Annotated in this window: 10 protein-coding genes and 5 pseudogenes; 6 read left to right on the forward strand and 9 right to left on the reverse strand. The window is 57.8% G+C overall.

Features of this window, described 5'->3' with window-relative positions; translation table 11 throughout:
- Positions 1-126: 126 nt before the first annotated feature.
- A complete protein-coding gene (locus ASD00_RS17900; protein ID WP_063963292.1) occupies positions 127-1,200 on the reverse strand; it encodes a hypothetical protein in 1,074 nt (357 codons plus the stop codon).
- 101 nt (positions 1,201-1,301) lie between these two features.
- On the opposite strand from ASD00_RS17900, the gene ASD00_RS17905 reads away from it, so the two are divergent.
- From ASD00_RS17905 to ASD00_RS41190, 4 genes and pseudogenes are all read left to right on the forward strand, one after another.
- Positions 1,302-1,871: a TetR family transcriptional regulator gene (locus ASD00_RS17905; protein WP_162249735.1), complete on the forward strand. Its 570-nt coding sequence runs from the start codon at positions 1,302-1,304 to the stop codon at positions 1,869-1,871.
- 564 nt (positions 1,872-2,435) lie between these two features.
- Positions 2,436-2,900, forward strand: coding sequence for a mobile mystery protein A (locus tag ASD00_RS17910; protein ID WP_057207835.1), 465 nt, complete (start codon positions 2,436-2,438; stop codon positions 2,898-2,900).
- 4 nt (positions 2,901-2,904) lie between these two features.
- Positions 2,905-3,503: pseudogene (locus tag ASD00_RS17915) on the forward strand (mobile mystery protein B).
- Positions 3,504-3,860: 357 nt separating this feature from the next.
- Positions 3,861-3,985: pseudogene (locus tag ASD00_RS41190) on the forward strand (MarR family transcriptional regulator); the annotation flags it as partial.
- Positions 3,986-4,005: 20 nt separating this feature from the next.
- Here ASD00_RS41190 and ASD00_RS17920 read toward each other — a convergent pair.
- Positions 4,006-4,785 carry an SDR family oxidoreductase gene (locus tag ASD00_RS17920; RefSeq protein WP_057207837.1) on the reverse strand — a complete coding sequence of 260 codons (780 nt, stop codon included), beginning with the start codon at positions 4,783-4,785 and terminating at the stop codon, positions 4,006-4,008.
- A complete protein-coding gene (locus ASD00_RS17925) occupies positions 4,785-5,105 on the reverse strand; it encodes a nuclear transport factor 2 family protein (RefSeq protein ID WP_057207839.1) in 321 nt (106 codons plus the stop codon). The genes ASD00_RS17920 and ASD00_RS17925 overlap by 1 nt, the downstream gene beginning before the upstream one ends.
- Positions 5,106-5,200: 95 nt before the next feature.
- Here ASD00_RS17925 and ASD00_RS17930 point away from each other — a divergent pair, with 95 nt between their 5' ends.
- Complete coding sequence (locus tag ASD00_RS17930; RefSeq protein WP_057207841.1) at positions 5,201-6,100, forward strand: LysR family transcriptional regulator; 900 nt, start codon at positions 5,201-5,203, stop codon at positions 6,098-6,100.
- Between the two features lie 215 nt (positions 6,101-6,315).
- A pseudogene (locus ASD00_RS38890) lies at positions 6,316-6,593 on the forward strand (IS1595 family transposase); the annotation flags it as partial.
- 49 nt (positions 6,594-6,642) lie between these two features.
- On the opposite strand, the gene ASD00_RS17935 reads toward ASD00_RS38890, so the two are convergent.
- The 6 genes and pseudogenes from ASD00_RS17935 to ASD00_RS17955 form a co-directional block, all read right to left on the reverse strand.
- Positions 6,643-6,942: a HigA family addiction module antitoxin gene (locus tag ASD00_RS17935; RefSeq protein WP_057207929.1), complete on the reverse strand. Its 300-nt coding sequence runs from the start codon at positions 6,940-6,942 to the stop codon at positions 6,643-6,645.
- A 29-nt stretch (positions 6,943-6,971) separates the two neighbouring features.
- A pseudogene (locus ASD00_RS38895) lies at positions 6,972-7,253 on the reverse strand (type II toxin-antitoxin system RelE/ParE family toxin).
- 262 nt (positions 7,254-7,515) lie between these two features.
- On the reverse strand, positions 7,516-9,045 hold the full coding sequence (locus tag ASD00_RS17940) for a phospholipase D family protein (protein WP_057207843.1): 1,530 nt from the start codon (positions 9,043-9,045) through the stop codon (positions 7,516-7,518).
- A 243-nt stretch (positions 9,046-9,288) separates the two neighbouring features.
- Positions 9,289-9,504: pseudogene (locus ASD00_RS38900) on the reverse strand (IS110 family transposase); the annotation flags it as partial.
- 608 nt (positions 9,505-10,112) lie between these two features.
- Complete coding sequence (locus ASD00_RS17950; protein ID WP_057207847.1) at positions 10,113-11,276, reverse strand: alpha-hydroxy acid oxidase; 1,164 nt, start codon at positions 11,274-11,276, stop codon at positions 10,113-10,115.
- A gap of 77 nt (positions 11,277-11,353) precedes the next feature.
- On the reverse strand, positions 11,354-12,193 hold the full coding sequence (locus tag ASD00_RS17955; RefSeq protein ID WP_057207849.1) for an IclR family transcriptional regulator C-terminal domain-containing protein: 840 nt from the start codon (positions 12,191-12,193) through the stop codon (positions 11,354-11,356).
- Positions 12,194-12,293: the final 100 nt, after the last annotated feature.

Here is a 12,293-nt window from a genome sequence, read left to right on the forward strand (position 1 = left end):
CAAGGCCAAGAAGTTGAAGTCGGAGGAAGAGGCTGTCACAACAGGTGCTGCCGACGATCGACCGGTATCAGGGCCGCCGAGCCTCGGCCCATTTGCCGGTTCCCAGCGCCCGCGGAAAAGGTCTGCTCATTCCGTGTTCTCCTGAAGAACGCTTACACCTTCATTCTTCAACTGCATCAAAACATATGCGGGTTCCAACAGTGCTTCGCCGAGGTAGCTCCCAGCAGGAGGCGCGGAGGCGCTCAACAAATTCTCGATTTGCAGTACCGCACCAAGAGCGGTCAGGTGCGTTTGGCCCGCCGGGTCAATAATTTGCATGGTTTCCGTACAGTACTTGCCTGTTTCGTCACGGCCGTTGACGGTAAGTTTAATACGATGTGCGGCTCCTGGCCCAGGGTTGTAGAGGATTGAACGGCGAACGCTGTCGAATATCGGGCGCGACAACAAAGACCAGATTCCACTGCGTACCAAAAGATGAAGAAGGGTTGTCGCCTTTCGGTCGTCAAAGCCTATACGTGCATCGACGGTAGAGGCTCCGGTTATTCGTGGCAAATTTGCCTGATCCGGTGCATCAAAACGATAAGTCTTATAGCTGCCCACACCGCGGAATTCTACCGCATGGCCGTCGATCAACCCGGTGCGGCGCACCCAATGGCCCTTATCCAAAGTGTAGAAGGGTTCGGAAAGTCGGTCCATATAGGCCGCTGAATTGGGACCAGCCTGATCGGATACAGCGAAGAGAATATCGATCGAGATACTGTCCACCACAGACAGTGGTTTACACGCGTAACGGACCAACAACCCAGATACGGAAGCCATCCAAGCAGAGGCAAAAACGGCAGGCGCCCGTAAAGGTCCTTGCCCCGCTACTGTTATGAGCGCCTGTTTCACACGCTCAGTCCAACGCGTGATATCGACGTAAGGCAGCCCTCTCATGAGTGCCAATTTAAGAAGATGGTCATGTGGATCGTTTGTCAGGGCAACAATAATGGCGCCGTCTAGGTCACTGGGCAAATCGGGAGCATTGACATCGATGCTGAGTGCGGAACCTCCCACTGAGGTTGCCACCGCTTGCGCCGTATCGATGTTTCGGCCGGCGATAATCATATCAACGTGTGGCTGCCTGCGTTTCAGGATATGGGCAACTTGGGCTCCGACCACCCCGCTACCGCCAACAAGCACTATTTTTCGCTGAGTCAAGGCTGAACTCCATATTGGTCAAATGACCTATAACCAAAGTTGGTCATTTGAACAAGCCTTGCTTTTTGTTACAAAGGATTTGTGGATAGGGGAAACATATCGTGACAAAAGGTGACGAACGACGAGACACAATCGTACATGCTGCCCTGAGGGTCCTAATCCGAGAAGGCGCTCATGGTTTTCGAATGCGAGCGATTGCGTCTGAAGCAGGGATCGGGCTTAGCCACGTTCAATATTACTTCAAGACAATAGACCTGGTGCTAGCGGCTGTGGTGGAGTGCCATCTGCAGGAATGGGATACCGTAATGCAGGACGGTCCGACCGAGCTTAGGGGCGCGGTTGATTTCATGTTGCGAAAGCAAAAGGAACGTGACGATTGCCAGCTGCTATGGGAACTCTGGGCGTTGTCCGGTCGGGATCCTGCGGCAAACGATACCTTGACATCTTTCTATAGCGGCTACATCGACCGCGTGTGTTTGCTCATCAGAACAAATATCCCTCACGATCACCCTGACGCGTGTATTCGGTCGCGGGCTGCCCTTATCGTCGCATTGCTCGAAGGCTCGTCCGTTTTACGAGGGAACCGGCGCGAGCAAAGATTGGGGGTAAATATCACCGACAATCTGGCGTCCGCGATATATGCGCTCGCCATCTCGCCTACCACGAACTGATAACGTTGAGTTCTGCCCATCACGGACGCTTGGCTGGAGTAGAAGCAGTTTTGGGAGCGCTTAGCTGAAGGTGAGGCATTACTGCGATCGTGCCCGGCCGAATGAGGTCGCGTTTGTATCCTTGTTAAGCGCTGTATTCCCAAGGGTCGACGTCACGGTTCCCGTCCCCTCAAAGTCCCGCACGTTGCGCGTTGCCAGCGGCCCGCCGCGCGCATCGCGGCGATCTGGGCATCGAATTGGCTGATCGGCCGTCCAGCCTGGACGCGTTCACACACGACCGCTGCGTACGCGAAAGCCGCGTCGCTGTCGAATGGGAGAATTCTCCCAGCGAAATCTTCACTGAAGATTGAAATGACGGCGCTCTCAAGTTGCTGGCGGCGTCGACCCCGTCATCCATTCTCGCAATGCCGTATCGGATTTCGGCTTCCGTAACTGAGGTTATAAGGCGGATGCTGGATGCTGGGCCCCGAGCCAAGCCCCTCACGCTGAATACGTTTAAATGCTCAAATCGGATATCATTGCTCATTTTTATATGCTATTTTTTTCGAAAATGGACATAAATAGATGAACAAAAAGCAAGCTGCCCTCGCTCGAAAACAGTTGGAACGACGTCTGGCGCCGGTGCGAGACCTAGAGCTCATATCGCCGCCACGTGGTTGGATGAAGGCCATCCGCGAGGCCCTCGGCATGACTACGCGCCAGCTCGCCATGCGCATGGGTGCCGCTCCGTCCCGCATACCGGCAATCGAGAAGGCTGAAGTTTCGGGAGCGACAACGATCAGGACGCTACGGGAAGCGGCCGCGGCAATGAATTGCACCTTTGTCTACGCTTTCGTGCCGATCAAGCCGCTTGACGATATCCTTCGCGAGCGCGCGGCCGAAAAGGTCGGTGAGGAGATGACGCGGCTCGATCATACGATGCGTCTGGAAAACCAGGCGTTGATCAAGTCGGACCTGGAGGACGAACGTTGCCGGCTTATCGACGCGTTGCTTGCAGACGCTGGGCGACGCCTGTGGGAAGAGGATTGACTCTATGGAGGAGGAGCCTCTTTTCCACGACGACGATGAAGCAAATACGCCGTTAACCCCTGAGGAACGGGAGCAGCTCATTCCCTCCTACATCACCTTGCGGCACGGCACGAATTGAACGAGGCCGAGCAAGTTAACATCGGCGAAGGCTTGCGATGGGCGAAGTCGCGAAAAAGGGACCTGCTCGACCAGGAATTCCTCAGTGAGTTGCACCGCCGCATGTTTGGGGACGTTTGGCATTGGGCTGGCCAGTACCGGACAACACCTAGAAACATCGGCGTCGATGCCTATCGCATTGCAATGGATGTCAGGCAGGTGGCTGACGACGTGCGCTATTGGGTCGAACACGAGACCTTTCCACCCGACGAGATCGCTGTCCGGTTCAGCCACAGGCTGGTGGCAATCCATCCCTTCCCAAACGGAAACGGCCGATTTTCTCGCCTAGCGGGCGATCTGCTCGGGCGCCAGCTTGGACGACCGCCATTTAGCTGGGGCCGGGCAAATCTGGTCGATGCGGGCAAGACCCGAGCCCATTATGTTGCTGCACTTCGGGCGGCCGATAACCACGATATCGGACCCTTGCTGGAGTTCGCGCGCTCATGAGTTTTTCAAAATGGTAGGTGAGCTTCTCAAACTGGAAGCGAGAAAGGACTGACATGAAGCAGTTGCAGGCCATTGTGGATGCGGAGCGCTCCTCCCCCGAGTGAGGGATGGCGACGAAATCACGCATATCAAAAGCGGCCCGCAGCTGGGCTGCGGACCGATCTTCGGACAAGTCCTCAGAGCACGCGAACGTTGCGCGCGCTCCATTGCAATGAGGGCCGGACAAGCCCTTGTTCAAATCGTTGGCCACGCCCCAACGATCAAGCGGAGTGACTTGCCGGGCCTAGGCTTGCAGGATCCCGGCCGTTGGCCGTCGCGATGCTGATCCTCCGAGACGAGGCTCTTAACCGGTCAAGCCTCAGCGACACATTGCTCGCAACTTCTACACAGACGCCCCAGGAGTTGGCATCCTTGAATCGCGATGTCCGGCATCTCCGCGACGCCATTATTCACAGATCGGCGGATGGGACGCGCCCGCTTGATCTGTGAGGGCGTCTCGATCCTAAGCTGTTGGCACAGTTCCTCCATCGATGGTGTATTCGGTACCTGTGATCGATTCAGCGCGATCCGATGCCAGGAAAGCAATCAGGTTTGCCACTTCCGTCGGCTTGGCAGGGCGCCCGAGAGGTATGCCGCCCAAACTATCCATGATGATCTTCTTGCCACCCTCAAGATCCGTACCCGCCTTGTCCGCCAAGCGCTGGGCCAAGTGAACGGACGCTTCCGTTTCGATCCAACCCGGAGACACTCGCACGACGCGGACGCCCTTGGGCGATACCTCCTTGGACATGGCCTTGCTATAAGTCGAGAGTGCCGCCTTGGCTGCGGCATAAGCCGTGGTCGCTTCCGGGAGAGGCAGCACTCTTTGGATGGACGTGACATGCACAACCACACCGGTTCCTCGTGCGACCATGTCTGGAACCAGTTCGCGATCGAGTCGAACAGCGGGAAAAAGATTGAGAGACATTTCTTTGTGCCACTCGGCATCAGTTAGCGCCCCAAAGCCACCGCCGGCTGCTGACGAGCCACCCAGCATATGAACGATGATATCGATGTTGCCGAGACGTTGACGCGCAACGTCCGCGACGGCCGCGCAACCCTCTTCAGTCGTGAGATCGGCCTCGACAAACAATTCTTCCGGCAGGTTCTCAGGACGCGCCCGCGCGGTCGTCAACACCTGCGCGCCGAGTTCCCGAAACAGGCTAACGGTCGCAGCCCCGGCGCCCTTGGTTCCAGCAGTAATGAGGGCTCGTTTGCCTCTCAGGTTGAGAAAGTCTGTCATCACCGGATCTCCAGCCTAGCGATCTTGCCGTCCTTGATGGTGAAGGCATATGAGAGCGTCACCGGACTGCCGGGAAACTGGCCGCTAACTTTGGCTCGGACGAGCACTTTGTTGCCGTCAAGGGTGGATTCCAAAGGTTCAGAAACGTACTGCGTCGCCTTCTTCGCAGCCACCCACCATTCACGGATTGCGACGACGCCTTGATGGCGCGATCCCTCGTCTTCGACAACGGCTTCGATCGCAAACGTGTTCGACAGCGCATCCGCGTTGCTGCCGCTGTCAGCGTCAAAGTACGTGTTCACGATATCGGGCATATCCATTGTGTTTCTCCTCATTGGCTGACCCGATAGTAGCGCTCGACCATTGCGTAGATAAGTGGGATAAGCCGGCATGCAGCAATGAACAGATCGGGACAATGGAACAAGCCAACCTGAAGGAACTTGAAGCGGTCATTGCTATCGCCCGGCGCGGCACATTCCGCGCAGCGGCCATCGATCTCGGCATGTCTACGACAGCATTGAGCCACACAATAGGCAGGCTTGAGGCGGAGCTTGGGGTGCGATTGTTCAACCGCACCACACGCAGCGTGTCGCTGACGGATGCCGGCAGGCTCTTTGTGCAGCAGGTGGCGCCGTCGCTCCAGGATCTCTATGCCGCTTTGAATTCGGTGCGTGCGCAACGTGAGACACCTTCCGGAACAATACGGATCAACGCGGCGCCGTTCGCGGCGCGCGCAATCATCTCACCGCTCGTGCTTGAGTTCCTGCGCCGCTATCCCGACATGAATGTCGATATTGTAACTGAAGGAAAGATGGTCGATATCGTCAAGGACGGGTTTGATCTGGGAGTCAGGGTTGCGGGCCTCGTTCCCAGCGACATGATTGCCGTTTCGCTCGGCCGGCCCCAGCGACATGCTGTGGTTGGGTCTCCTGAATACTTCGAGAGGCATGGGAAGCCGGTGGTCCCTCCAGACCTTCTCAGCCATCGATGCATTCGCGTTCGCCTGCCCGATGGCTCCCTGTTTCGGTGGCGTTTCGAGAAGGACGGGGAGCAGGTGCAAATCGATGCACGCGGCCCGATATCGCTGGACGAGGCTAGCCTCACAAGAACCGCTGTCCTGGAAAGCGCCGGTATAGGCTACATCTTCGAGCAAGACATTTTCCCGGACATTGAGGCGGGGCGCGTCGTCCGTGTACTGGAAGACTGGACGCCACCATATCCGGGGCTTTGCCTTTACTACCCTGGGCGCCGAAATCTGTCAGCCGGGGTCAGGGCGTTCTTGGAACTTGCGCGTGAGCTCGCGACAGTGAGCTAATTGAACCGCCAGTGGAGAAGCTTGTTTGTCTCTACAACGCTCCAAGCGGACACAGATTTGCAATGCGTGAATGACCGGTTTGCGGCCAGTAGGCGACTGGTGATCTGCGATTCCGGAAGGAAACGAGCGGAAAAGCAGACCGTCGGCCTCTAGGATTTCCTTTCAGTAGCCTGGACAACCGCATGGGGCGCAATGCTGCCGTTTGCAGAACTAAGCGTGTCCCTCGCACAATTGCCGGCGTCTTTCATCATATCAGCTCGCAGCATGCCGACCTGTATTTCCACGAGATCGGCTTCCCGCTGGTCACAGCATTGTTACGGGCCAGGCAGTGCGGAAAAGCCGAAATGGCAGGGAACGCATGAAAACCCTGTGGTCGCGGGTACCGCCGGCGCTGCAATTGCTGCAAGTCTTTCGCACCGCTACCGGCCGCCAAATGCGCAGAAGTCCGGATGGTGGGATCATCGTCAAATCAGCAGTCGCTGTCTTTGGTTGATAAAGGCCATGTATCGACTGGAATGTGCCGTGCCAGGGGCAGGGTCCGGCTATGCTGCTCTATCGATTTCCGGGATCAACTCCAGTTCGCCGTGAAGCGCTATTTCCACCGTCTTGAGGTTGAAGCTGGTCTGCATGTTCATCCAAAATTCCGGCGTTGTGCGGAAATACTTGGCGAGGCGCAGAGCGGTATCCGTCGTTATCGGTGTTTGCTCCGCCGCTATACGCTCGATGCGAGTGCGAGGGACATTGAGCTTTTTCGCCAGTGAACCGGCGCTCATGTTCAGCGGAAGTAGGTACTCCTCGCGGAGGATTTCGCCCGGATGGACCGGAGGAAGGATATGGGTCATCTCAAGCTCCTGTGTGCCACGATCGGCCATCAATGGTAGTCTACTATTTCGACGTCTTCGATACCGGCATCTGTCCATACAAAACATATGCGCCACTGATCATTGATCCAGATCGAATGTTGGCCTTCCTATCGCCCTTAAGGGCTTCAAGTCGATTTCCCGGAGGGGAACGCAGGTCGTCCAGAGCAGCAGCGCTGTTCAGGATCGTCAATTTACGAACGGCTGACCTCACGATGTCGGAAGGAAAGCCTTTTGGAGGCTTTGCAGCGCGCAACAGTCTCGGTTTTGTCATCGTTAAATGACCTGATCACGTCCCGCTCTTCATGCTTGTATCATATGGTGATACTGGTGAAAGTCAATTAATATGTATCATCATACGATACAGATTCGCAATCGCGATCCTGTTTAAGCCATCCGAAGGTGCCGATCCTCGGTTCGATTCCCCTCAAGAGCAGAGACTCGATGGTCGGCGGCTCTCCGGCCAAAGCGGAATAGGAGCCCCAGATTTTCTTAGGACGGTTTTGCCCCTGCCAACGCTAGGCCTAATACCGGCGCCCCCGCGTCGCGAAAACCTCAGAGCTGCGAGCCGATAGGGAGAATCGCATAAAATCCCGCCACGAATCGATCCCAGGGCGAACCCGTCGGCTCATGATAATAGATCCGCTGCGTCCCGTCCGGCTCGGTCTGCGTCCACGAGATCCGCTTGTCCTTGTTCAGCCTTACGGCAAAGGTTTCTTCTCTTAAAACGCCTCTTAGGGCATTCGAGGTCTTCCTGGTAAATTCAGGCGAGTCGATCAGAATGCCCATCTCGGTATTGATATTCACCGACCGCGGGTCCCAGTTGAACGAGCCGACGAACAGGTAACGATCGTCGATGGTAAACGCCTTGGCATGCAGACCCGATCGCGATTCACCCCAATTGACGCCGCGCCGCGCTTCTTGATCTGCGTCAGGCCGAAGTTCGTAGAGGTGGACTCCACCTTCCAGAAGAGCCCGCCGGTCCTTTGCATAATGCGCATAGACTGGTTTCACGTCGTTCGATGCCAGCGAATTGGTTACAACCAACACCTCGACGCCCCGCGCCTCAAGTTCCCGCAACCACTCTGTGCCGCGTTTGCCTGGCACGAAATATGCAGAGATGATCTCAATCTTTGATGTCGCATCGGCGAAATACTTTGACAGTTGAGAGGCAAGAATCTCTTCTTCGTTGTCTTCACCGGCCGCTTTTGAAGGGGGGTCCGAGTACATTTTGGCGGGAACCCACGCGAGCTTCAGCGTCGATGGCGTTAGATGCTGCTTCGCAGCCGCACGCACCACGCTGGCATATTCCGTCTCTCGAGCATCCCCGACGATCTCGTCAAGGCGATCGCGCGCTTCGTCGAGACTGAACCCCTCTGGTTCGCCAACGACGGCGCGCGCCGGCACTGCAAACTTGCTGTTCCAGTACTCATCAAAGTTTGTCGAGACTTCATCGACAACGGGTCCAGCAACCAGCACATCGAGATCCGAATAGTTCAATTCCCTCTTGGCCAGGAAATACTCATCGCCGATATTGCGGCCACCGACGATCGACATGGCATTATCGGCGGTCATCGACTTGTTGTGCATCCGGCGGTTGATCCGCTTGAAGTCGGTGAGGACGGCCGCGACAAGGCTCTGATTCCGCCAGAACGGGTTAAAGAGCCGGATTTCGATGTTTTTATGCGAGTCCAGAGCCGCAGTCACGGCGTCATAGCCCTTAGTGTCCATGTCATCGAGCAATAGCCGCACCCGCACACCCCGATCCGCGGCTTGCAGCAAGCTCCACGCAAAGATTTTTCCGGTAGGATCATTGTGCAGAAGGTAATACTGCGCATCGATCGTCTGTTCGGCGGCCGCTGCAAGCGCCAAGCGCGCCGCCAGCGCTTCTTCTCCGTTGCCGATCAGCCTGACCCCGGAGCGACCGTCCCTAGGATCACCAAGCCTTTGGACAGCTTGTGTCAGCCGCGTGCTTGTCGGCTGCGCGGGCGAATATGACGGTGTTTGCCTGAATGTTTGCACAGTGTGAGAACAGGCGGCGAGAAGGAACAAGGAAAGCCCTGCGGCCAGGAAAAATGATTTCATACTACGCCCCAGCCAGAATGCTCCACGCCCCGTCCCTTCGCGGCTCGCAAAGCTAGACTTTGGCTGCGTCGCGCACTTTGTCGCTACTGCAGACATGCTCTCACGTTTTGAGATTGAGCACCATTCCCGGAGTGATATCGTCGTCCACCAAACCTCATCGTCGCTCTGGGCCGGAAGTTTCCAAGGAGCCGCTTCCGCTTCACGCTATCGGCGGTCATCGCAGATCTTGATCGATCTCTTCACTCATCGCTGCAAGACTTGGATGAGACGGGAAAGCTCGGCGCGCAGAAAGGCGGTTCTGGTTGCCTTCAATCGGTTCTTGAATGCGGTGAGCTCCCCTAACGCGGCCGATCTTGCATTGACAAGTTCCTGTAGGGTCTCGATGGCCGGGGACGGTGGTGGGCTCGGCTCCGGTCGGAGCGCCTGGGCCAGCAGGGCCAAGAGGCAAGCGTCTAACCGGTCGGTCTTTGCGAGTTAGCCGCTGGAGCGGGCAACATGCGGGCCCGCAGCGGATCAACGATGGCGATGGGAAAGCCATCGGCACTGAGCGAGCGATGGGCGTGGCGATGGAACTTGCCCGTCGCCTCCATCACGATGCATACCGGCCCCAACCGAACCAGAAGCCACTTCAGCTGACCGATGCCGCTTTTGTCATTGCTGACCCGCCGGCTTTGGCCTTGGGGATGGATAAGGACATCGACATCGAGCCAGTCTTTACACGTCCACGCCGACGTAAACTGAAGATGCCGCGTCTTGTTTGGGTGAAACCTTGCCTTGCATACGGGACTTGCTCCCCATCATCTGTTCAGGACAAACGCGAAGACGGGCGGACCAAACTCACCTACGGTTCCAGCCAAGGGGCGTGCGGTCCCGACCGCAAGATCCCTTGGGGGCTGCATCCCTCGAGGGATTACGCCTAAGTCTATAAGCCGCAAATTGCGAACTGATCAGATGGGCAGCTCTGTCGTAACAGCATACAAATCCTTTAGAAGGTCGCTCAGGTAGAGGGCGGCCAACACGGCGCCGCTGACCGGAAGAGGGATCCGGCCCATTTTGCGATCCTGTGCTCATCCAACGGCCGGGGTCTGCTTCCAGATTAGATCGGCGGTGATGTCGTCAAGGCGGGCTTGGCCGGTAAAGGCCATGCAATGATCCAGTTCCTCTCGCAGGATCTCAAGAACGTCTCGGGCGCCTTTTTCTCCGGCTGTGGCCGTTCCGTAGAGCGTAGCGCGTCCGATGAGCACGGCGTCGGCGCCGGTAGCGATATATTTGGCGATGTCGCTGCCGCGGCGGATGCCGCTGTCTGCGAGGATGGTCATACGTCCGTCCACGGCGTCGGCGATCCTCGGGAGCGCGTCGATCGCCGTCGGCGCGCAATCCATGTTGCGTCCACCGTGGCAGGAGACGACGATGCCGTCGGCTCCCAGCTTCAGCGCCCGCCCTGCATCAGAGGGCGTCAGTACGCCCTTGAGGACGAGATTGCCGTCCCATTGGCGGCGAACCTCCGCAAAGTCGTCCCAGGTCAGCTTGCGCGCCAGCTTCACATTGTCCCACACGCTCGCCCGCGTGATGCTGGTGCGGTATTCAGGGGGATAGTGCGCATAGGTCGGCATGCCTGTCGTCAGGATGTAGCGCAGCATGACAGAAAAAGACCAGCGGGGATGTGCGAGTAAGTCGAGCCCACCGGCGACGGAGGGCTTGATCGGTATTCCGAAGCCGTTGCGCATATTCCATTCCTTTTTCGGCGAGCGCGGCGTATCGGCGGTGAAGAGCAGGTTGCGGATGCCGAGCGCTTTAGCGCGCACGAGGAGGTCGCGGGTCAGGCTGCGATCCTCGAAGACATAGAGCTGGAACCAAAGGTCGGTGCCCTTTGCGCGCTCGGCAATATCTTCCATCGAGGTCATGGATTGGGTTGCGACGCAAAACGGAATGCCCATCGAGCCGGCGGCGCGGGCCAGATGCACCTCGCCATCGTGCCATACCAATCCGGCGACGGCGGTCGGCGAGATGATGACCGGGATCGGCAGTTTCTTACCGAAAACGGTGGTGGAGGTGTCCGGCTGCGACACGTCGTTGAGAAGATTTTGGCAGAGTTTCGTGGCGTCAAGCGCGTTGCGGATGCCGCGCAGCCCCACCTCGTCCTCCGTGCCGCGATCAATGTATTCGAACATGCCGCGGGGCAGCCGCTTTTTGGCAAGCCGGCGATAATCGGCAACATTCAACGGTTTCATGCGTAGATACCTGTCGTGACGATGAACCTCCCGGCGCTGAACTCCGTTGGAAGGCATCGGGAAAAGCGGCACACGCCTTACGGAATGTAAGGCGTGAATTTCGTCATGGAGATCGACGTCGCGGCCACCTGGACATGGTGGGCGAGTTCGGCTTCCACGCTTTCGATGGTCCAGCGGGTCGTGGGCGCGGCAATGTTGACCGCGGCGACGGCGCGGCCGTGTTCGTCGGTGATCGCGGCGGCGACGGAAATGTCGCCCAGCACCGTTTCATTGGCGACGATGGCATAGCCCTTTTCGGCGGCTTCCTGAATACGGGCGCGCAACAGGCCCTTGTCCGTCACTGTCGATGGGGTGAGGGGCCGGAATTCCGTTTGCTCGAACACCTCGTCCTGTTCGGCGCCGGTGCGCCGCGACAGGATAACCGTGCCAGACGCCGTGAACAGGGCCGGAAGGCGGCTGCCCACCATGATATCGACATTCACGAGATGCTGGCCGGGAAAGCGCCCGACATAGACGATTTCCGGTCCGTCGAGTTCCTGAAGGTTCGCGGTTTCCCCGACGGCCCGGCTGATTTGAAGCAGGTAGGGCGCTGCCTTGTGCAGCACTTCATGGGCATGCAGGTAGTTGTAGGCGAATTGTAGCACCCTGGAGGTCAAGGCATAGTTGCGCGTGTTCTGCACACGGCGAAGATAGCCGAGCGTCTCCAGCGTGTAGACCAGCCGTTGCGCTGCGCTGCGGTCCAGTTCCGCCACCTTGGCGATGTCCGAGAGTGGCATCTGGCGCAGCGGGCCGTCGAAGGCATGCAGGATGCGGAACATCTTTTCGGACGAACCGACGAACAGCGAGGAGCTGCGCGGATCGATCTCGCCGCTTTCCGCGCCTTCCGGCCCAATCGGGGTTCCGTCCTTGCGTGCCATTGTCGATCTTCCGTTTCCGCCGTCGTTAAGTGTTACGACGCTCCTTGCGCATCAGCGATAACGCGTCACGCTGCAGGGATTCGGGTATGCCTGTAACGGC

Origin of the sequence: Ensifer sp. Root31 (genome assembly GCF_001424825.1) — a bacterium.
Lineage (GTDB): Bacteria > Pseudomonadota > Alphaproteobacteria > Rhizobiales > Rhizobiaceae > Ensifer > Ensifer canadensis.